Genomic DNA, 19,052 nt, shown 5'->3' on the forward strand with positions numbered 1-19,052 from the left:
CCCTTCAGCCCGCTCCACGTGTGATCCGTCTTTATTACGCTTCATTTACGCATTGTCAACAAATTTTCTATAGCAAGAATTTACGCATTCACGATTATCTTGTGCGTAAAAACTTACGCATAGACCCTGATTGCGATCATCATCGCGATTCCCTGTCGATGCGCGCAGTAATAACTTGCGATACAGCTTGACTTGCCCCGCATCCGACCGCCGACCAAGGAGCGTCGTGCCCCCTACTCGTTCTCCCCGTCGGCCTCGAAGCGCAGGTGCTTCACGCTGCGGCCGTTGCGGCGCACCAGCTTGAGTGCCTCGATGCCGATGCGGATGTGCGCCTCGACGAATTCCGAGGTGATCCGGCGGTCGCTGGCCTCGGTCTTCACGCCTTCCGGGATCATCGGCTGGTCGGACACCAGCAGCAGCGCGCCGCACGGGATGCGGTTGGCGAAGCCGGCGGCGAAGATGGTGGCGGTCTCCATGTCCACCGCCATGCAGCGGGTGCGCCGCAGGTAGTCCTTGAACGCCTCGTCGTGCTCCCACACGCGCCGGTTGGTGGTGTACACCGTGCCGGTCCAGTAGTCGTGGCCGAGGTCGCGGATCATGGTGGAGACCGCGCGCTGGAGCTGGAACGCCGGCAGCGCGGGCACCTCCGGCAGCAGGTAGTCGTTGCTGGTGCCCTCGCCGCGGATCGCCGCGATCGGCAGCACCAGGTCGCCGAGCTGGTTCTTCTTCTTCACCCCGCCGCACTTGCCGAGGAACAGCGCGGCCTTCGGTCCGATCGCGCTGAGCAGGTCCATCATGGTGGCGGCGTTGGGGCTGCCCATGCCGAAGTTGATCAGGGTGATGCCGTCGGCGGTGGCGCTCGGCATCGGCCGGTCGCGCCCCTGCACCTCCACGCCGTGCCATTGCGCGAACAGCTCCACGTAATGGCCGAAGTTGGTCAGCAGGATGTGCTCGCCGAACTGCTCGAGCGGCACGCCGGTGTAGCGCGGCAGCCAGTTGGAGACGATTTCCTGTTTGCTTTTCATGGATGAAGCGATACCTGGTGGGGTTGCCGGCGACGCCACGCCGGCGGAATGCCAGACACATGCGGTGGTCATTCTAGGGCCGGACCATGCGCCACGGCCCCCGGCATCCCCGCGCCATGGGCACTTTTTCCTGTGACCGCAGTCACTTGTGCCATGTTATGTTGCACTTGCCATTCATGACGGGGGAGGAAACGTATGCGGATGGGCCTGGCAATCGACGCGGCCTGCGACCTGTCGCAGGCGTTCCTGCAACAGCACAATGTTGCGGTGATGCCGATCACCGTGAGGGTGGACAGCGAAGTCTTCATGGACGACCGCAAACCGGCCGAGATCCAGCGCTTCATCGATCGCCGCCTGGGCAGCCGCAGCCATTCGGCGGAGACCGAGCCGTGCCCGGTGGACGAGGTGCAGAAGCTGTTCCTGGAGAAGCTGGTGCTGGAGCAGGACTGCGTGTTCTGCCTGACCATCACCGCCACCCGCAGCCCGATCAACGAGCACGTCAACAAGGCCAGTTTCGGCATCCTCAAGAACTACCGGCAGGTGCGCGAGCGGGCCGGCGTGCCCGGCCCGTTCATGATGCGCGTGATCGACACCCGCAACATCTTCGCCGGCGCGGCACCGGCGGTGTACGAGGCGGCCCGGCTGATCGCGGCCGACGAGACGCCCGGGCTGATCCGCGAACGGCTCACCCACCTCGCCAACCACACCTACGGCTACATGTTGCCGCGCGACCTCTACTACCTGCGCGCCCGCGCCAAGAAGAAGAACGACCGCAGCGTCGGCCTGGTCAGCGCGATGCTGGGCTCGGCGCTGGACATCAAGCCGATCCTGCGCTGTTTCCGCGGCGAGACCGGCCCGGTCGGCAAGGTGCGCGGCTTCGAGCAGGGCGCGGAGGCGCTGTTCGGCTATGCCGCACAGCGCGTGCGTGCCGGCCTGCTGGTGCCGATGGTCTGCGTCAGCTACGGCGGCGACCTCGAGGTGCTGCCGCACCTGCCCGGCTACACCGAACTGCGCGCCGTCTGCGAAGAGCACGGCGTCGAGCTGATGGAAGCGCCGATGAGCATCACCGGCATGGTCAACGTGGGCGAAGGCGCGGTGACGGTCGGCTTCGCCGCCGAGGAGCACGAGGCCGAGTTCTGACCGCCGGCTGCCGCGGCGTGACGACGGACGGCCGGGTGTTCAGAACCCGTAGTTGAGGAACCCGCCGTCCACCGCCAGCACCTGGCCGGTGATGTAGCTGGCTGCCGGCAGGCACAGGAAGGCGATCGCCGCGGCCACTTCCTCCGGCTCGCCGATCCGCTTCAGCGGCGTGCGGTCGAGCACCTCGTCCAGGTAGTCGGCATCGGCCAGCGCGGGATCGGTGCGCTGGGTGCGGATGTACCACGGCGCCACCGCGTTGACGCGGATGCCGTCCACCGCCCACTCGGCGGCCAGGTTGCGGGTGAGCTGGTGCAGCGCCGCCTTGCTCATGCCGTAGGGCGCGCCGGTGCGCACGTGGGTGACGCCCGACACCGACCCCACGTTCACGATCGCCGCATTCGCGTGCTGCACCAGCTGCGGATGCGCCAGCCGGCACATCTCGAACGCGGAGAACAGGTTCTGCTCGAAGATCGCGCGGTAGTCGTCCTCGCGGTAGTCCAGCGCGGCGGCCGGCTGGTTGCCGCCGGCGTTGTTGACCAGCAGCGAAACCGGCGCGCCGAGATCGGCGATCCAGTCGAACACGGCCAGGCGCTCCTCCGCGTCGACCAGGTCGGCGCCGAACGCCAGCACCTCGACGTCGGCGAACTCGTCGGCCAGCTCCACCCGCACCTGCTCGAGGTAATCCTCGTCGCGCGCCACCAGCAGCAGGTCGGCGCCGCGCCCGGCCAGCTCGCGCGCGGTGGCGTGGCCGATGCCCTTGCTGGCCCCGGTGATCAGGGCGGTGTGGCCATGCAGATGCCAGGCGTCGAGGCGGTTGTCCATGCGCGCAGCTTAAAGCGTCGATCACGCCGCGCCTAGGCGGCGCCTTGCCTGCGGCAGGGCATGGCGGGACACTCGGCCGGTCGATCCCGCGCGAGAACCGCCATGAAACCGCTGCCGCTCCTGCTCTGCGTCCTTGCCCTCGGCGCCTGCTCCGGCAAGCCGCCGGAACCCCAGGCCAAGCCGGCCGCGGCCGACACCGCCACGCCGTTCGACGCGCTGAAGGCGGACGAGCAGCGCGCGAAGGACGTGCAGAAGGCCGTCGACAAGCAGGCCGAGGAGCAGCGCAAGCAGATCGAGGCGCAGGAACAGTAGCGATTGAACACTCGCGTAGGAGCCCGCTGGCGGGCGATGCTTCTGCTCTGAATATCCAGAAAAGAGCATCGCCCGCCAGCGGGCTCCTACGAGGCGGCAGCGCTCAACGTGGGCTGCACAGGCAATCCGCGTAGATGTTCGGCGTGCCGGCCTTCGCGCTGCGCAGCAGTTCGAGTTCCGGCGCCAGCGCCGGCAATTGGGCGAACCAGGGCGGCAGGCGCACGCCCCACGACTGCAGCAGACGCACGCCGGCGCCCTGGTTGAGCCCGATCAGGAAACGCTCGAAGCCACCTAGCGGCGCCTCCACGTAGCGCACCGGGTAATCCTTGCCCAGCCTGGCCAGGCCGGCCGCGTCGGCGACGGCCGCGTCCAGCCCGCCGAGCCGGTCGACCAGGCCGCGCTCGATCGCCTGCTTGCCGGTCCACACCCGGCCCTGCGCGATCGCGTCGATCGCCTCGTAACTCTTGCCGCGCGCCTTCGCCACGTTGCCGACGAAGTCGCGGTAGCCCTTGTCGATGATCGCCTGGATCACCGCGCCGACCTTCGGGTCGAGCGGGCGGCTGATGTCGAATGCGCCGGCCATCGGCCCGGTGCCGACGCCGTCGCTGCGGACGCCCAGCTTGGCCAGCGTGTTCGGCACCGTGTAGTACATGCCGAAGATGCCGATCGAGCCGGTGATGGTGTTCGGCTCGGCGTAGATGCGGTTCGCGTTCATCGCAATCCAGTAGCCGCCGCTGGCCGCCACGTCGCCCATCGACACCACCACCGGGATGCCCGCGCTGCGGGTCAGCTCGATCTCGCGGCGGATCTGCTCGGCCGCGTAGACCTCGCCGCCGGGCGAGTTGACCCGCAAGACCAGGGCCTTGGTCTTGCGATCCTCGCGCGCGCTGCGGATCAGCGCCGCGGTGGATTCGCCGCCGATCGAGCCGGCCGCGCGCTTGCCGCCGGCGATCTCGCCCTCGGCCACCACGATCGCCACGCTGGGCGCGAACGCGCCGCCGTCGCGCGGCAGGCCGGCGGCGTAACGGCCCAGATCGACCTGGCGGAAGCTGTGCCCTTTCCTGTCGGCCGGCACGCCTTCCCTGCGCATCATCGCGATCAGTTCGCTGCGCGTGGCCAGCCCGTCCACCAAGTGCTGGTCCAGCGCCAGCTGCGCCAGGTTGCCGCGGGTGCCGGCGATATGCTGCGGCAGGTTGTCGACGTCGTCGCGCAGCGTCGCCGGATCCAGCCTGCGCATGGCCGCCACCTCGTCGAGCCAGCCGTCCCACAGGCCGCCCATCCAGTAGCTGTCGGCCTGCTTCGCCTCGGCCGAGGCGTGGTCGAGGATGTACGGCTCGGCCGCGCTCTTGAACTCGCCCACACGGAACAGGTGCACGTCGACGCCGAGCCTGTCCAGCAGGTCCTTGTAGAACAGCCGGTAGTTGGCCAGCCCGGTGATCATCACGCCGCCCTGCGGGTCGACCAGCAGGCGGTCGGCATGCGCGGCCAGGTAGTACTGGCCCTGGTCCAGGTTCACCGCCCAGGCCACCACCGGCTTGCCTGCAGCGCGGAAGCGGTCCAGCGCCGCTCCCACCTCGCGCAGCGCGGCGAAGCCGCCGCCCTGCAGCTCGTCCGGCAGCAGCAGGATGCGGCTGATCCGCCGATCCTTCGCCGCCGCGTCGATCGCGTCGACCAGGTCGCGCAGCTGCACCTGCTTCGGCTGCTCGCCGGACAGGCCGGCCAACGCACGCTGCAGCGGATCGATGCTGTACTGCTCGACCAGCTGGCCCTGCGGCCGGATCACCAGCACGCTGTCGTCCTGCACCGCGCGCTCCATGCGGCTGCCGAACACGCCCGCGGTCAGCAGCAACAGCAGCACGGCCAGCACGCCGAAGAACACCAGGTTGAGGATCACCAGCCGCAGCAGGTTGATGCCGCGGCCAAGCGAGCGCAGGAAGGCCCGGAAACCGTTGCGGCGAGGCGGTAGCGGTGGCGGAAGCGTCATGGAGGTATCCGGAATCGTCGGGCCAAGCGTAGCCGGTCAGGCCAGCGCGGTCACCGGCGCATGGCGGCGCCAGCGCTGCCTCCACGCGCTGCGCCAGAAGCGGGTGAACAGCATCGCGGCCGCCACCGACAGCCCGGCGATCAGGCCGACCCACATCCCGCGCGCGCCCATGCCATGGTGGAACGCCAGCCACCAGCCCACCGGCATGCCGACCATCCAGTACGCGAACAGGGTGATCGCCATCGGCACGCGGGTGTCCTTGAGGCCGCGCAGCGCGCCGTTGGCGGCGACCTGGATGCCGTCGGAGAACTGGAACAGCCCGGCCAGCATGATCAGCTGCGCGGCCAGCGCGATCACCTTCGGCTCGTGCGTGTACAGCGAGGCGATGAAGTGCGGCAGGCCCAGCATCAGGCCGGCCGAGAACAGCTGGGTGACCAGGGTCAGGCCGATCCCGCAGAAACCGGCGTAGCGCACGCCGCGCTCGTCGCCGCGGCCCACCGCGTTGCCCACGCGCACGGTGATCGCCATCGCCAGGCCGAGCGGGATCATGAAGAACAGCGAGGCGATGTTGATCGCCACCTGGTGGCTGGCGATCACGTCCTCGCCCAGCGTGGCGATGATCAGCGCGGTGGCCACGAACAGCCCGGCCTCGGCCAGCAGGGTCACCGCCATCGGCAGGCCGATATGCACCAGCTGGCCGATCCGGCCCAGGTCCGGCCACTGGAAACGATCGAACAGGCCCAGCCCGCGATAGTTGCGCCGCAAGACCACGTAGACGCCGAACGCCAGCAGCTCCAGCCACAGCACGATCGCGGTGGCCATGCCGCAGCCGTGCGCGCCCTGCGGCGGAATGCCCAGCTTGCCTAACATCAGCACGTAGCCCAGTGGCACCAGCAGCACCAGACCGCCCAGGCTGAAGTACATCGACGGCCGGGTCAGCGACAGCCCTTCGGACAGGCCGCGCAGCGCGAAGTAGCAGGTCAGCGCCGGGGCGCCCCAGCTGATCGCCAGCAGGAAGCGCTGCACGTCGTGGCGAAGGCTCGCCGTCACCCCGATCAGCTCGATCAGCGGCCCCGCGTGGCGCACCGCGAACCACAGCAGCGCGCCCATGCCCAGCGCCAGCCACAACGCCTGGTGGAACACCGCGCCGACCTCGCCGCGGCGCCCGGCGCCGTCGAGCTGGGCCACCGACGGCGGCACCGCCATCATCATGCCGATGCCGCAGACGATCGCCAGCGACCAGATGCTGGCGCCCACCGCCACCGCGCCCAGTACGTGCGCGCTGACGTGCCCGGCCAGCACCGCGTCGATCACGTTGCTGCCGACCGCGGCCAGCTGGGCACAGATCAACGGCAGCGCGAGACGCACGGTGGCGCGCACCTCGTGCAGCAGATGGGCGCGCTCGGGATGGAAGGGTTTCATCGGCACAGCAGACTCCAGGGCCGGTCATTCTACCTGAGCCATAGGTCACGCCCGGCCGGCCGCCGCGCTGTGCGAAGATCTTCCGCTGTCGCGAACGGGAACCTCGATGAAGCAGCTGATCAGCTACGAAGGCTTGCGTTGCGCCAACTGCGGCGCCGCGATGCAGGGCGAGTTCTGCCACGAGTGCGGGCAGTCGATCCACAGCGTGCTGAAGCCGATGCACCACATGGTCGAGGAAACCGTCGAGACGGTGCTGCACATCGACGGCCGCATCGTGCACACGCTGCCGCCGCTGCTGCTGAAACCTGGCTTCCTCACCCTGGAATACTTCGCCGGCCGGCGGGTGCGCTACATCGCGCCGTTCCGGCTGATGTTCGTGCTGTGCCTGCTGTCGTTCTTCGTGTTCCACTTGGCGATCGACCAGGTCGCCGGCAAGATGCCTGCGAACGGCCGCCCCCTGCTGAGCGTGGACAGCCGGGCGATCGAGACCGCCGCCAGCCCGGCCGGGGTGCGTGAGGCCTTGCAGAAGGAACTGGATGACCTGCAGAGCGCCCGGGCGACCGGCATGCTGCCGCCGAACCTGCTGGAACAGGCCGATGTCGCCGAACGCGACCTGCGCCGGAAGGCCGACCGCCGGCTGGCCGAACTCGGTGCGGCGCCGGTCCCGACCGCCGCCGTGGCGGCGAAGCCGCCGGAAGCCGCGAAAACCGCCGCCGCTCCACCTGGCGATGCCACGCGCCGGGCGATCCGGCGGGAATCGTCGCCGGTCCGCATCGGCTGGCTTCCCGACGCCGCCAACGCGCGCCTGACCGAGCTGGGCCACCACCTCCAGGACAACTTGCAAACCTTCAGGCATGGCGATACCGCGGCCAGCGCCGAGGCGAAGCAGCGGATGATCAACGGCGTCTTCGGCACGCTGCCGCCGACCATGTTCGTGCTGATCCCGGTATTCGCGGTCCTGCTCAAGCTGTTCTACGTGTTCCGCCGGCGGCTGTACATGGAACACCTGATCGTGGCCCTGCACAGCCATGCGTTCATGTTCCTCAGCCTGCTGCTGGTCACCCTCGCCGGCATGCTCTCGACTTGGCTGCAGCCGCATGCGGCCTGGGCCGGTAACGTGCTGGGCTGGCTGCAGGCCGCGCTGATCCTGTGGATTCCGGTCTACCTGCTGCTCACGCAGAAACGGGTCTACCGCCAGGGCTGGCCGATGACCCTGCTGAAATTCTGGTGCATCGGCTGGTGCTATTTCTGGCTGCTGGCATTCGCGCTGATGGTGGCCTTGCTGCTCGGCGCGGCCCACTGAGGCCACTTCCGGGCCACGAAGCCGGGGTTTTGCACAGCGTCATGGACCTGTCAAGGCGACCGGGGGTGGTTTGTCAATTGTGTGAACTGCAACCGAACAAAATTTTCAAGCCATTGAGAAAGATAGATATTTTTATCTGACCAAAACCTCGTCAGACTGTCGAAAAAGGCGCTGCGGCGCGCTTTGAGGCTCCCCCTCCCCGCTGCATCCACAGACTTATCCACAGCTACTGTGGATAAGCGCAAAAACTTCCCGGGGATAGCCACTTAGCCCCAATTCCTCGATAACCGGGCAGCAAGTTCGCGCAACTCCAGCAGGCACGCCACGCTTGCCGTCACCAGCTTCGCCACGGGCCCGGCGACGGCCGCAGCTACACTGTGCCGCCACGAGGTAGTCCATGCCCGCCGTCCTTCGCGTCGCCCTGCCGGTTCCCCTGCCCAGCCTGTTCGATTACCTGCCGCCCGCGGCGGGCGAGGCCCGCGTGGGCAGCCGGCTTCAGGTGCCGTTCGGGCGGCACCGACTGGTCGGCGTGGTGGTGGCGATCGAGGCCGAGGCGGCGGTCGGCGGCGGCCGCCTGAAGCAGGCGCTGCGGCTGCTCGACGACGACGCGCTGCTCGACGCCGAACTCATGCAGACGCTGGCCTGGGCCGCCGACTACTGGCTCGGCGCGCCGGGCGAGGCCTACGCCAATGCCTTGCCGCTGGCCCTGCGCGAGGCGAAGCCGCTGCCGCCGATCGGCGACGAATACTGGTCGCTCACCGGCGCCGGCCGCAGCGCCCACGATGCCGGCAGCCGCCGCGGCGGCAGCCGGGCGCTGCTGGCCCTGCTCGGCGGCGGTGCGCTGAGCGCGCAGGAGCTGGGCGAACGCCAGAGCGGCTGGCGCGAGGCGGCGCGCCGGCTGGCCGCGGCCGGCCTGCTCGAACGCAGCGAACGGCCGCCGCCCGATCGCCCGGCGCCGCCATCGCTGGCACCGCAACTCAGCGACGAACAGCAACAGGCGGTCGCCGCCGTAAGCGCCAGCCTCGGCCGCTACCAGCCGTTCCTGCTCGACGGCGTCACCGGCAGCGGCAAGACCGAGGTCTACCTGGCGCTGATCGAGCAGGTGCTGGCGCAGGGCAAGCAGGCGCTGCTGCTGGTGCCGGAGATCGGCCTGGCGCCACAGACCGAGCGGCGCCTGCGCGAGCGGCTCGGGGTGAACGTCGAGGTACTGCACTCGAACCTTTCCGAAGGCGACCGCGCGCGCGCCTGGCTGCGCGCCCGCGCCGGCGGCGCGCGGGTGATCCTGGGCACCCGCTCGGCGGTGTTCACGCCGCTGCCGCAGGCCGGGCTGATCATCGTGGACGAGGAGCACGACGGCGCCTACAAGCAGCAGGAAGGCTTCCGCTACCACGCCCGCGACCTCGCCCTGGTGCGCGCCCGCACGCTGGGCGTGCCGGTGCTGCTGGGCTCGGGCACGCCCTCGCTGGAATCGCTGGCCAACGTCGACGCCGGCCGCTACCGCAGCCTGCACCTGCGCGCCCGGCCCGGCGCGGTGCGGCCGCCGCAGGTGCAGATCATCGACATGCGCGCGCAGCGGCTGGAGCACGGCATGTCGCCGGCGCTGCTGGCGGCGGTGGCGGAGACGGTGGCGCGCGGCGAGCAGGCGCTGGTATTCCGCAACCGCCGCGGCTACGCGCCGGTGCTGCTGTGCCACGCCTGCGGCTGGCACGCCGGCTGCCCGCGCTGCGAACATCCACTGACCCTGCATGCCGCCCGGCGCCAGCTGATCTGCCATCACTGCGATTATCGCCAGCGCGTGCCGGCCGCCTGCCCCGCGTGCGGCGCAGGCGACCTCAAGCCGCAGGGCCAGGGCACCGAGCGGCTGGAGGAGGCGCTGGTCGCGCAGTTCCCGCAGGTGCCGGTGCTGCGGGTGGACCGCGAGACCACCCGCCGCCGCGACGCGTTCGAGCAGCTGCTGGCCATGCTCGAGGACGACCGGCCGGCGATCCTGGTCGGCACCCAGATGCTGGCCAAGGGCCACGACCTGCCCAACCTCACCCTGGTCGCGATCGTGGGCGTGGACGAGGGCCTGCACAGCATCGACTTCCGCGCCGGCGAACGGCTGGCGCAGCTGGTGGTGCAGGTAGCCGGCCGCGCCGGCCGCGCGCGCAAGCCCGGCCGCGTGCTGCTGCAGACGCACCAGCCGGAACATCCGCTGCTGCGCAGCCTGCTGGCGCAGGGTTACGCCGCCGCTGCGCGCGAGCTGCTGGCCGAACGCCGGCTGATCCAGCTGCCGCCGTACAGCCACCAGGTACTGCTGCGCGCCGAGGCGCCGCAGCGCGAGCAGGTCGAGGCGTTCCTCGCCGCGGCGCATGCCGCGCTGCCGATCAACGATCAGTTGCAGGTCGCCGGGCCGATGCCCGCGCCGATGCCGCTGCGCGCGGGCCGCCATCGCGGCCAGCTGCTGCTGGAGGCCGCCAGCCGGCAGCTGCTGCACGCGATGCTGCGACCGTGGCAACTGGCGCTGACCGCACTGCCCCCGGCACGCAAGGTGCGCTGGTCGCTGGACGTCGACCCGATCGACCTGTATTGAACGCTCCGCGTCGAACCGGGCTCATCCCGCGCCGGGCTTCAGCGAGCCCGGCTTCACCAGCCAGCGCACCGCCAGCATGCCCAGCTCGTAGAGCAGGCACATCGGCACCGCCAGCATGATCATCGAGGTGATGTCCGGCGGGGTGATGAAGGCGGCGATCGCAAACGCGCCCACGATGGCGTAGCGCCGGCTGCTGCGTAGCTTGTCCAGGTCGACGACGCCCACCGCAGCGAGGATCACCACCGCCACCGGCACCTCGAAGCACAGGCCGAAGGCGAAGAACATCAGCATCACGAAGTCGAGGTAGTGGGTGATGTCGGTCATCATCTCCACCCCCTGCGGCGTGATCGCGGTGAGGAAGCGGAACGCCGCCGGCAGCACCAGGAAATAGGCGAACGCGCAGCCCAGGTAGAACAGCACCAGTGCCGCAGCGAGCAGCGGCCGGGCCAGGCGCTTCTCGTGCTTGTACAGGCCCGGGCTGACGAAGGCCCACAGCTGGTACAGGATCATCGGCATGCTGATGAACAGCGCCGCGTAGAACGCCAGCTTCAGCGGCGTGACGAACGGGCTGGCCACCTCGGTGGCGATCAGGTGCGCGCCCTCGGGCAGCCGCGCCACCAGCGGCGCGGCCAGTTCCGCGTACAGGCGGTTGGCGAACGGCACCAGCGCCAGCAGCACCGCCAGCACGGTGGCGCTGGCCTTGAGCAGCCGCGAACGCAGTTCCAGCAGGTGCGAGAACAGCCCCTGCTGCAGGTCGACCTCGGGCTCAGGCGTGGCCATGCGGCGGCTCCCTGGCGGCCGTCGCGGCGGTGCCCGCGAACAGGTCGCCGGTGGCAGGGTCCGGTGCGCCTTCCGGCAGGTTTTCCGCCGTGGCTTCCGCTCCGAGGGCAGGGCCGGCTGCCGCCGCGTTCGCCGCGCCGGTCACGGCTTCATGGTCAGGCGCCACGACGACGTGCTGCACGTCGCGCACCTTCTGCACGGCGGCGTCCAGTTCCGCCTGCGCCGCTTCCGCCTTCGCGGCGGCCTCGCGCGCGGCGCGCTTGATTTCCTCGACCTGCAATTCGCGCTCCACCTCGGCGCGCACGTCGTCCCAGCCGCTGCGCATGCGCCGCAGCAGCGCGCCGGCCGTGCGCGCGGCGCCCGGCAGTTTCTCCGGGCCGAGCACGATCAGCGCGATCAGCGCGAGCAGCACCAGCTTGCCGAAGCTGATCTCGATCATCGCCGCGAACCCGCCCGTCGCCGCGGCTTACTTCGCGTCGCTGGAGTCGCGCTGGCCTTGCGTCGCCTTGTCGGCGGAGGCGGCCGGCGGCGGATCGGCGCGCAGGCGCTCGGCCTCTTCCTTGCGCTTGGCCTCGTCCTCGTCGCCGTTGAGGCCTTTCTTGAAATCCCGCATGGCGTTGCCGAGATCGGAGCCGATGTTGCGCAGCTTGCCGGTACCGAAGATCACCACCACCACGACCAGCAGGATTATCAGATGCCAGATGCTCATGTCTTACCTCGAAAACGGACCGGACCGGAAATTCCTTCGCGCGGCGCGCCGGTCTTCCGTATCAGCGCGAAGTGTACTCCTCAAGCCGGTCGCGGAAATCCACCACCGGCGTCGGCACGTTGCTGACGCCGCCTTCGAAGATGCGCCGCGGCGTGATGCCGGCGCCGTAGATCGCGGCGTTCGCGTCGTAGTCGATGCGCAGCGCCGAGCCGTCCAGCGCCACGCCGGCGAACAGGCCGCGGCTGCGCGAGTACGAGTAGATCTCGGCCTTCATCTGCGCGTCGGTGGATGCCGTGGCGGTGCGCCCGACCGGGCCGGCCGCGGCGGACGCGTCGGCGCCCAGGGTGAACTTGCCGTTGACGATCGAATCCACGCCGCGCTGGGTGCGGAACACCAGGATCACGTCGGTCGAGGACACGCCGACCTGGAAGCCCACGCTGCCGCCGGTCATGGTGATGAAGCTGGGGTTGGACCAGGTGCCATCCGGACCCTTCACCGAGATCAGCCCCTCGCCGCGGCGGCCGCCGAAGATGAAGCCGGCCTTGATCATGTCAGGGATCACCGCGATCGCCCTGGCGTTTTGCAGCAGGTCCTGCGGGATCGACTTGTCCGGCGCCTGCATGATGTCGTTGAGCACGCGCACGGCGTTGCTGGCGCGCACCAGCGGCGGATCCTCGGCGTGCACGGCCATGGCCGGCAGCAACAGGGCCAGTCCGGCCAGCAGCAGGCGTTGCAACGATGTCTTCAACATGGGGCAGCTCCACGCTCGGGTTCGGGGGAAGGCGCGGCGCCACGCGGTACGCCGGGCTTGTGGCAGACTGCGCGGTTCCAGCGGCCACGACTGTCATGATGCCACGCAGCAACCACTATACCGGCGTTGCCGAGGATTCCGACGCGCCGGTCGTTCAGTCCGTTCAGGCTGGCGTGCTGCTGGTCAACCTGGGCACGCCGACCGCGCCGACCGCCAGCGCGGTGCGGCCGTACCTGGCCGAATTCCTGGGCGACCCGCGGGTGATCGACTACCCGCGCTGGCTATGGTGGCTGATCCTGCATGGGGTGATCCTGCGCGTGCGGCCGCGGCGCTCGGCGCACGCCTACGCGCGGATCTGGGACGACCGCGGCTCGCCGCTGCGCTACGGCAGCGAGGCGCTGGCCGCCGGCCTGCAGGCCGAACTGGACCGGCAACGGCCCGGCACGCTGCGGGTGGCGCTGGCGATGCGCTACGGCGAGCCGTCGGTGGCGCATGCCATCGGACGGCTGCAGCGCGAGGGCGTGCGCCGGCTGCTGGTGCTGCCGCTGTATCCGCAGTACTCGGCCACTTCCACCGGCTCGGTGATCGACGCGGTGGCGGACGCCTTCAAGCGGCTGCGCTGGCCGCCGGAGCTGCGCATCGTCAACGACTACCACGACGACCCCGGCCACATCGAGGCGCTGGCCGCCGGCATCGAGCGCTGGTGGGCGGCGAACGGCCGCGGCGAGAAGTTGCTGCTGTCGTTCCACGGCATCCCCGAGCGCTACGTGCGGCTCGGCGATCCGTACGCGGAGCAATGCCGACGCACCGCGCAGCTGCTGCGCGAACGGCTGCAACTGGGCGAAGACGGATTGATCGTCAGCTTCCAGTCGCGGGTGGGCCGCGAGCGCTGGCTGCAGCCGTACACCGACGCCACCGTGCGCCGGTTGGCCGCCGACGGCGTGCGCAAACTCGACGTGGCCTGCCCCGGCTTCGCGGTGGATTGCCTGGAGACGCTGGAGGAGATCGCGATGCAGAACCGCGACTTCTTCACCGCCGCCGGCGGCGAGGCGCTGCGCTACATCCCCGCCCTCAACGACAGCGCCGGGCAGGTGGCCAGCCTCGCCGCACTGGTGCGCCGGCAGCTGGGCGGCTGGCCGGAAGCCGCCGCGTGACGACTCCCGCCGAGCGCCGCATCGCGCTGCCGCACCTGTCATTGGCCGCGCAGGTGTGGGGCGACGACACGCGCCCGCCGCTGCTGGCGCTGCACGGCTGGCTCGACAACGCCGGCAGCTTCGCGCATCTGGCGCCGCGGCTGGCCGCACGCTGGCGGGTGATCGCGCTGGACCTGCCCGGCCACGGCCACTCCGGCCATCTCGCCACTGGCGCCAGCTACCACTACGTCGACCATGTGCAGGCCGTGCTGGCCGCCGCCGACGCACTGCGGCTGGATCGCTACGCCCTGCTCGGCCACTCGCTGGGCGCGGGCATCGCCGCCCTGGTCGCCGCGGCGCGGCCCGAGCGGATCGAACGCCTGCTGCTGATCGAAGGCCTCGGCCCGCTCGGCGACGACGGCTCGCACACCCTGCAGCGCTTCCGCGACGCACTGGCCCCGCGCGGCGACAACGGCAAGCCGTTGCGGGTGTTCCGCGACGTCGATCTGGCGATCAGCGCGCGCAGCCTTGCCAGCGGCCTCTCCGCCGCGCTGGCGCGACTGATCGTCGAACGCGGCCTGGTCGCAACCGACGGCGGCTGGCGCTGGCGCAGTGACCCGCGGCTGACCCGCCCCAGCGCCGCGCGCCTGGCCGAAACGCAGGTGCGCGCGCTGCTGCGCGGCATCGCCGCGCCCACCGCCCTGCTGCTGGCGCGACCGGCCACCTCCTACCTGCCCAGCGCGCCGATGCAGGCGCGTGCCGAGTGCGTGGCGAACATCACGGTCAGCCATCTCGACGGCGGCCACCACCTGCACCTGGAACACCCACAGGCCGTCGCCGACTGGATCGGCCGATCACGAAACCCGTAGGAGCGCACCCTGTGCGCGATGGCTCTTCGTCGCGTGCACGTGGCGGAAAGCATCGCGCACAGGGTGCGCTCCTACGGAAATTACCCGCGACGTCAGGGTTGCTTCAGCCCCAGCACGTCGAGGCCCTGCTCGAAGCGGATGTCGACCGGGATGTGCGCCTGGTCGAGCCGCTTCAGGTCGCCGGCCAGTTCGGCGTCGACGGCACCCATCTGGTCGGTGAGCTGCTTCGCGGCCTCGTAGTCGCCGTCGCCCTGGATGGTCAGCAGCTTCGCCGACAGCGCGTTCATCGCCGCGGTCATCTTGTCGAAGTCGACGCGGTAGCGGCCGGTCTTTTCGTCGCGGCTGAACGCGCCCTGCTGCTTGAAGAAATTGAAGCGCACCATGTTCGCCTTGGCGTGCGCGTCGCTGGCGCCGAAGCGCACCGAGCGCAGGATGCCGGCGAGGAAGGTGACGTAGTTGTCCATCAGCTTCGACTTGTCCAGCTCGCCCTTGCCGGCCAGCTTGCTGACCATGTACAGGCCGAGGATGTCGGCCTTGCCTTCCTCGAAGCTGGAGGCCTGGTCCTTCAGCGCCTTGCGCACGGTGCCCTTGCCGTCCAGCCCGCTCTTGCCAAGCACGTTCTTGATGCCCAGCCCGTGCGCCACCTCGTGGAACATGGTGTTCTGGAAGAACGCGTCGAAGCTGAGGTTCTTCTGCTGGTCGTCGGCGATCAGCGCCTTCGCGATCGGCAGCATGATCCGGTCGAACTTCGCCTGCATCACGTTCTCCAGCTGCAGCCGGCGCGCACCCTTCTTCAACTGCACCTGCTCGTCGTTGGGCAGGTTGATCGCGATGGTCTTGGCGCCGGAGTTGGCGTCGCCGCCGTAGTAGATCGCGAAGTAGGCGTTGAGGTCGGCGTCGGAGCCGGGCTTCTCCGCCTTGTACTTGTCGGCCACCGGCAGCTCGCGCTGCAGTTCGGGCAGGTACCCGGCGAAGCGGGCCAGCTTCGCGCTCCAGGCCTGGTCCTTGATCAGCACGTAGGATTCGTAGCTGGCCTTGTAGCCGTACAGCTGGTCCTCGTAGGTCTCGATCGGGCCGATCACGATGTCGACCGGGTTGTGCTTCATATCCATCCAGGCAAAGTCGCTGGCCTGGTAGTCGTCGCTCAAGAGCGCGTCGGCACGCAGCGTGAGGTACTTGCGAAAGCCGGGGTCGCGCGCCAGCTTCGCGGCTTGGCGCAGCAGGCCGGCGGTCTTCTCCAGCTCGGCCTTGTACGCCTCGTGGTAGGGCACGGTGATCAGCTGGCCCTGGGCGTCGCGGCGCAGCAGGGTGTACAGCGAGGTCTTGTCCTTCAGCGAGGACTTTTCGAACTCGGCCTTGCCCATGTCGGCCGGATAGAACTGCGCGCCCGGCGGACGCGCGCCGACGCCGTCGACGAACGGCTGGTCGTTGTCCAGCCGGTCCCACGGGCCGTAGTTGATCTCGGCGAATTCGCGCGTGGCCGGGTCGGCGATCTTCTGCAGCAGCGCGTTCTTGTCGCCCCATGCCTGCTGCCAGTAGATCGCGTTCATGCTGTCGGCCGCCTCGACCAGCAACGCGATCATCTTCTTCTGCCTGGCGTCGAACTTCGACAGGTCGGCGCCGAGCTTCACCGTGGCGTAGTCGGCCAGATGCCGCTGCACCGCGGTGCCGGTCCCGTCGCCGGTGGGTGCCAGGGCGGGCGCGCTGGCGGTCGGCGCCGGCGCCAGCTCTTCCTTCGACACCGGAGCCGGCGTGTCCTGGCGGGAGGAGCAGGCGGCCAGCGCCAGCAGCAGGCATACGGGCAACAGGCGTCGGACCATGGCGATTCCTTGGCGGGGGATGGCCCATGGTATCGCGCTCTCCGCCATGTCGGCGTCCGCGCGTTGCGTGCCGCATCGCGGCGCCTGACGAGCTGCACGTGCCGCATCGCCGGCGTTCGGCTATCGTGCGCCTCTCCCAGCCACGCCATGTCCATGGACCAGCCGTCGACTCCCGCCGAACCGCGCCACCGTGCCGTACTGGCCTTCATCTACGTCACGGTGCTGCTGGACATGCTGGCGTTCGGCATCATCATCCCGGTGTTGCCGCACCTGATCGAGCAGCTGGCCGGCGGCGGCATCGCGAAGGCGGCGTGGTGGGTGGGCATCTTCAGCACCGTGTTCGCGATCGTGCAGTTCGTGTTCTCGCCGGTGCAGGGCGCGCTGTCGGACCGCTACGGACGACGCCCGGTGATCCTGGTTTCCAACCTGGGCCTGGCGGTGGATTTCGTGGTGCTGGCGCTGGCGCCCACGCTGTGGCTGCTGTTCCTGGCACGCATCCTGCTCGGGATGACCGCCGCCAGCTTCAGCACCGCCAATGCCTATATCGCCGACATCACGCCGAAGGAAAAGCGCGCCGCCGCGTTCGGCATCCTCGGCAGCGCGTTCGGGCTGGGCTTCATCATCGGGCCCGGCCTGGGCGGGTTCCTTGGCGGCATCGCGCTGCGCCTGCCGTTCTGGGTGGCGGCGGGGCTGGCGCTGTGCAACTTCCTGTACGGCTGCTTCATCCTGCCCGAGTCGCTGCCGAAGGAGCGCCGCACCCACCGGCTCGAACTGCACAGCGCGCATCCGTTCGGCTCGCTGAAGCTGCTGCGCCGCTACCCGCAGGTACTCGGCCTGGCGGTGGTGCTGTTCCTGGTTTACCTGGCGCACTACGTGCTGCAGACGGTGTTCGTGTTGTACGCGGACTACCGCTACCACTGGGGCCCGCAGGCGGTCGGCTACGTGCTGATGCTGGTCGGCGCCTGCGACGGCGCGGTGCAGGCGCTGCTCACCGGCAGGCTGGCGCCGCGCTTCGGCGAACGCCGCGTGCTGCTGGCCGGCATGCTGTTCGGTGTGGGTGCGTTCCTGGTGATGGGTGTCGCCGATACCGGCTGGGTGTTCCTGCTCGGCGTGCCGCTGCTGGCGCTGTGGGGGCTGGCGATGCCGCCGATCCAGTCGATCATGACCCAGCAGGTCGACCCTTCCGAGCAGGGCCGGCTGCAGGGCGCGATCAGCAGCCTCGGCAGTTTCGCCGGCATCTTCGGGCCCTATCTGTTCGCCCAGGTCTTCGCGCTGTCGATCGCCCCGGCTTTGCCCGTGCACCTGCCCGGTGTAGCCTTCGTGCTTTCCGCCGCCCTGATGCTGGCCGGCATGCTGATCGCTGCCCGGGTGACGCGAAGCCTGCCGATTGCCGCCGCTCCGCGGCCGGCCGAGCCGGTTCCCGCCGTGTTCCCCGGTGACCTGCCCCCGCTCGCCACCGCCCATCCCTCCGAACCCCCTCACCCACCACAGGAAGATCACCCATGACCATCTCGATGTACCAGGTCGCCGTTCCCGTCTTCGTCCGCGCACTGGGCAACCTCGCCCACGTGCTGAAGAAGGGCGAGCAGCACGCGAAGTCGAAGAACGTCAGCGACGAAGTGCTGCTGCAGACCCGGCTGATCCCCGACATGCTGCCGCTGATCAAGCAGATCCAGATCGCCTGCGACATGGCCACCCGCGGCACCGCCCGCCTGGCCGGCGTGGAGCCCAAGAGCTTCGAGGACAACGAGACCACGCTGGAGCAGGCCCACAGCCGCATCGAGCGCTCGATCGCGTACATCGAGAGCTTCAAGCCGGAGCAGATCGACGGCAGCGAGACCCGCGCGATCCACCTGAAGATGCGCAACGGCGAGATGAACTTCGAAGGCCAGGCCTACCTGCTGCATTTCACCCTGCCGAACCTGTTCTTCCACTGCACCACCGCCTACGACATCCTGCGCCAGGCCGGCACCGACATCGGCAAGACCGACTTCATCGGCAACACCTGAACAGGCGGCATGGCGGCGGCCCACGGCAGGGTCGCCGCAGCCAAATGCAAAAAATGTGATGTACTCCGCATTTTGCCACCGGCTGATGGCTCGACTTCTGCTTGAAGGGAAAGGACACCTCCACCGTCCCTCCCTTTATTCGAGCAAGCGTCATGGAACAGATCAAATGCATCATCGTCGGCGGCCCGCAGCATGGCCTGGTGCTCCGCCATCCGTGGGACCGGCGCCGCCCGGTCCCGTTGTGCGTGACCGCCGCCGATGGCGAGCCGTGCGTCGTCGCCGCCCGCCGGCATGACCGAAGCATGCGTCCGCACTACCTGCTGCTGCACCCCCGCGCCACGGGCGAACAAATCCTGACCATGCTGGCGGCATGAACTGACCCGCCGGGTCACTTCGGGGCC

Annotated in this window: 18 protein-coding genes; 9 read left to right on the forward strand and 9 right to left on the reverse strand. The window is 69.5% G+C overall.

Annotated features, from left to right (window positions below; genetic code table 11):
* Positions 1-233 precede the first annotated feature (233 nt).
* A complete protein-coding gene (locus RHOFW104R8_RS05270; RefSeq protein WP_068093004.1) occupies positions 234-1,025 on the reverse strand; it encodes an AMP nucleosidase in 792 nt (263 codons plus the stop codon).
* A gap of 195 nt (positions 1,026-1,220) precedes the next feature.
* Between RHOFW104R8_RS05270 and RHOFW104R8_RS05275 the strand changes: the two genes are divergently transcribed.
* Positions 1,221-2,165 carry a DegV family protein gene (locus RHOFW104R8_RS05275; RefSeq protein ID WP_201028727.1) on the forward strand — a complete coding sequence of 315 codons (945 nt, stop codon included), beginning with the start codon at positions 1,221-1,223 and terminating at the stop codon, positions 2,163-2,165.
* Positions 2,166-2,204: 39 nt separating this feature from the next.
* Here RHOFW104R8_RS05275 and RHOFW104R8_RS05280 read toward each other — a convergent pair whose 3' ends face one another.
* Positions 2,205-2,987: an SDR family oxidoreductase gene (locus RHOFW104R8_RS05280; protein ID WP_068092997.1), complete on the reverse strand. Its 783-nt coding sequence runs from the start codon at positions 2,985-2,987 to the stop codon at positions 2,205-2,207.
* Positions 2,988-3,089: 102 nt separating this feature from the next.
* Here RHOFW104R8_RS05280 and RHOFW104R8_RS05285 point away from each other — a divergent pair, with 102 nt between their 5' ends.
* Positions 3,090-3,299, forward strand: coding sequence for a hypothetical protein (locus RHOFW104R8_RS05285; RefSeq protein ID WP_068092993.1), 210 nt, complete (start codon positions 3,090-3,092; stop codon positions 3,297-3,299).
* Positions 3,300-3,402: 103 nt separating this feature from the next.
* On the opposite strand, the gene sppA is transcribed toward RHOFW104R8_RS05285, so the two are convergent.
* Both sppA and RHOFW104R8_RS05295 read right to left on the reverse strand, forming a co-directional pair.
* Positions 3,403-5,283: a signal peptide peptidase SppA gene (gene sppA / locus RHOFW104R8_RS05290; protein ID WP_068092982.1), complete on the reverse strand. Its 1,881-nt coding sequence runs from the start codon at positions 5,281-5,283 to the stop codon at positions 3,403-3,405.
* A 36-nt stretch (positions 5,284-5,319) separates the two neighbouring features.
* Positions 5,320-6,705, reverse strand: coding sequence for an MATE family efflux transporter (locus RHOFW104R8_RS05295; RefSeq protein WP_068092979.1), 1,386 nt, complete (start codon positions 6,703-6,705; stop codon positions 5,320-5,322).
* Between the two features lie 106 nt (positions 6,706-6,811).
* Here RHOFW104R8_RS05295 and RHOFW104R8_RS05300 point away from each other — a divergent pair, with 106 nt between their 5' ends.
* On the forward strand, positions 6,812-8,008 hold the full coding sequence (locus RHOFW104R8_RS05300) for a DUF3667 domain-containing protein (protein ID WP_068092977.1): 1,197 nt from the start codon (positions 6,812-6,814) through the stop codon (positions 8,006-8,008).
* A gap of 397 nt (positions 8,009-8,405) precedes the next feature.
* Positions 8,406-10,580 (forward strand): primosomal protein N', encoded by a 2,175-nt coding sequence (locus tag RHOFW104R8_RS05305; protein WP_068092975.1) that lies wholly within the window; start codon positions 8,406-8,408, stop codon positions 10,578-10,580.
* Between the two features lie 21 nt (positions 10,581-10,601).
* Here RHOFW104R8_RS05305 and tatC read toward each other — a convergent pair whose 3' ends face one another.
* The 4 genes from tatC to RHOFW104R8_RS05325 all read right to left on the reverse strand — a co-directional run bounded on the left by tatC (position 10,602) and on the right by RHOFW104R8_RS05325 (position 12,820).
* Positions 10,602-11,360: a twin-arginine translocase subunit TatC gene (gene tatC / locus RHOFW104R8_RS05310; protein WP_068092973.1), complete on the reverse strand. Its 759-nt coding sequence runs from the start codon at positions 11,358-11,360 to the stop codon at positions 10,602-10,604.
* On the reverse strand, positions 11,347-11,799 hold the full coding sequence (gene tatB, locus RHOFW104R8_RS05315; protein ID WP_068092970.1) for a Sec-independent protein translocase protein TatB: 453 nt from the start codon (positions 11,797-11,799) through the stop codon (positions 11,347-11,349). Before tatB ends, tatC begins: the two co-directional genes overlap by 14 nt.
* Before the next feature lie 27 nt (positions 11,800-11,826).
* Positions 11,827-12,069, reverse strand: a complete 243-nt coding sequence (gene tatA, locus RHOFW104R8_RS05320; RefSeq protein WP_068092966.1) for a twin-arginine translocase TatA/TatE family subunit — start codon at positions 12,067-12,069, stop codon at positions 11,827-11,829.
* Positions 12,070-12,130: 61 nt separating this feature from the next.
* A complete protein-coding gene (locus tag RHOFW104R8_RS05325; protein WP_068092964.1) occupies positions 12,131-12,820 on the reverse strand; it encodes a lipid-binding SYLF domain-containing protein in 690 nt (229 codons plus the stop codon).
* A 98-nt stretch (positions 12,821-12,918) separates the two neighbouring features.
* Between RHOFW104R8_RS05325 and hemH the strand changes: the two genes are divergently transcribed.
* Together hemH and RHOFW104R8_RS05335 are read left to right on the forward strand one after the other, a co-directional pair.
* A complete protein-coding gene (gene hemH / locus RHOFW104R8_RS05330; RefSeq protein WP_068093079.1) occupies positions 12,919-13,974 on the forward strand; it encodes a ferrochelatase in 1,056 nt (351 codons plus the stop codon).
* The gene (locus RHOFW104R8_RS05335; RefSeq protein ID WP_068092960.1) at positions 13,971-14,822 is read left to right on the forward strand and encodes an alpha/beta fold hydrolase; all 852 of its coding nucleotides are present in this window, start codon (positions 13,971-13,973) and stop codon (positions 14,820-14,822) included. The genes hemH and RHOFW104R8_RS05335 overlap by 4 nt, the downstream gene beginning before the upstream one ends.
* Positions 14,823-14,914: 92 nt before the next feature.
* Here RHOFW104R8_RS05335 and RHOFW104R8_RS05340 read toward each other — a convergent pair whose 3' ends face one another.
* A complete protein-coding gene (locus tag RHOFW104R8_RS05340) occupies positions 14,915-16,642 on the reverse strand; it encodes a dipeptidyl-peptidase 3 family protein (protein ID WP_068092957.1) in 1,728 nt (575 codons plus the stop codon).
* A gap of 153 nt (positions 16,643-16,795) precedes the next feature.
* Here RHOFW104R8_RS05340 and RHOFW104R8_RS05345 point away from each other — a divergent pair, with 153 nt between their 5' ends.
* From RHOFW104R8_RS05345 to RHOFW104R8_RS05355, 3 genes are all read left to right on the forward strand, one after another.
* On the forward strand, positions 16,796-18,148 hold the full coding sequence (locus tag RHOFW104R8_RS05345) for a TCR/Tet family MFS transporter (RefSeq protein WP_068092954.1): 1,353 nt from the start codon (positions 16,796-16,798) through the stop codon (positions 18,146-18,148).
* A complete protein-coding gene (locus RHOFW104R8_RS05350; RefSeq protein ID WP_068092952.1) occupies positions 18,145-18,651 on the forward strand; it encodes a DUF1993 family protein in 507 nt (168 codons plus the stop codon). The genes RHOFW104R8_RS05345 and RHOFW104R8_RS05350 overlap by 4 nt, the downstream gene beginning before the upstream one ends.
* Positions 18,652-18,803: 152 nt before the next feature.
* A complete protein-coding gene (locus RHOFW104R8_RS05355) occupies positions 18,804-19,025 on the forward strand; it encodes a hypothetical protein (RefSeq protein WP_068092949.1) in 222 nt (73 codons plus the stop codon).
* Positions 19,026-19,052 lie beyond the last annotated feature (27 nt).

This window comes from Rhodanobacter sp. FW104-R8 (genome assembly GCF_001617365.1).
GTDB lineage: Bacteria > Pseudomonadota > Gammaproteobacteria > Xanthomonadales > Rhodanobacteraceae > Rhodanobacter.

Coding starts and splice junctions, on each gene's coding strand:
- RHOFW104R8_RS05270 (WP_068093004.1), bottom strand. CDS start 1,025: ATGAAAAGCAAACAGGAAATCGTCTCCAACTGGCTGCCGCGCTACACC.
- RHOFW104R8_RS05275 (WP_201028727.1), top strand. CDS start 1,221: ATGCGGATGGGCCTGGCAATCGACGCGGCCTGCGACCTGTCGCAGGCG.
- RHOFW104R8_RS05280 (WP_068092997.1), bottom strand. CDS start 2,987: ATGGACAACCGCCTCGACGCCTGGCATCTGCATGGCCACACCGCCCTG.
- RHOFW104R8_RS05285 (WP_068092993.1), top strand. CDS start 3,090: ATGAAACCGCTGCCGCTCCTGCTCTGCGTCCTTGCCCTCGGCGCCTGC.
- sppA (WP_068092982.1), bottom strand. CDS start 5,283: ATGACGCTTCCGCCACCGCTACCGCCTCGCCGCAACGGTTTCCGGGCC.
- RHOFW104R8_RS05295 (WP_068092979.1), bottom strand. CDS start 6,705: ATGAAACCCTTCCATCCCGAGCGCGCCCATCTGCTGCACGAGGTGCGC.
- RHOFW104R8_RS05300 (WP_068092977.1), top strand. CDS start 6,812: ATGAAGCAGCTGATCAGCTACGAAGGCTTGCGTTGCGCCAACTGCGGC.
- RHOFW104R8_RS05305 (WP_068092975.1), top strand. CDS start 8,406: ATGCCCGCCGTCCTTCGCGTCGCCCTGCCGGTTCCCCTGCCCAGCCTG.
- tatC (WP_068092973.1), bottom strand. CDS start 11,360: ATGGCCACGCCTGAGCCCGAGGTCGACCTGCAGCAGGGGCTGTTCTCG.
- tatB (WP_068092970.1), bottom strand. CDS start 11,799: ATGATCGAGATCAGCTTCGGCAAGCTGGTGCTGCTCGCGCTGATCGCG.
- tatA (WP_068092966.1), bottom strand. CDS start 12,069: ATGAGCATCTGGCATCTGATAATCCTGCTGGTCGTGGTGGTGGTGATC.
- RHOFW104R8_RS05325 (WP_068092964.1), bottom strand. CDS start 12,820: ATGTTGAAGACATCGTTGCAACGCCTGCTGCTGGCCGGACTGGCCCTG.
- hemH (WP_068093079.1), top strand. CDS start 12,919: ATGCCACGCAGCAACCACTATACCGGCGTTGCCGAGGATTCCGACGCG.
- RHOFW104R8_RS05340 (WP_068092957.1), bottom strand. CDS start 16,642: ATGGTCCGACGCCTGTTGCCCGTATGCCTGCTGCTGGCGCTGGCCGCC.
- RHOFW104R8_RS05345 (WP_068092954.1), top strand. CDS start 16,796: ATGGACCAGCCGTCGACTCCCGCCGAACCGCGCCACCGTGCCGTACTG.
- RHOFW104R8_RS05350 (WP_068092952.1), top strand. CDS start 18,145: ATGACCATCTCGATGTACCAGGTCGCCGTTCCCGTCTTCGTCCGCGCA.
- RHOFW104R8_RS05355 (WP_068092949.1), top strand. CDS start 18,804: ATGGAACAGATCAAATGCATCATCGTCGGCGGCCCGCAGCATGGCCTG.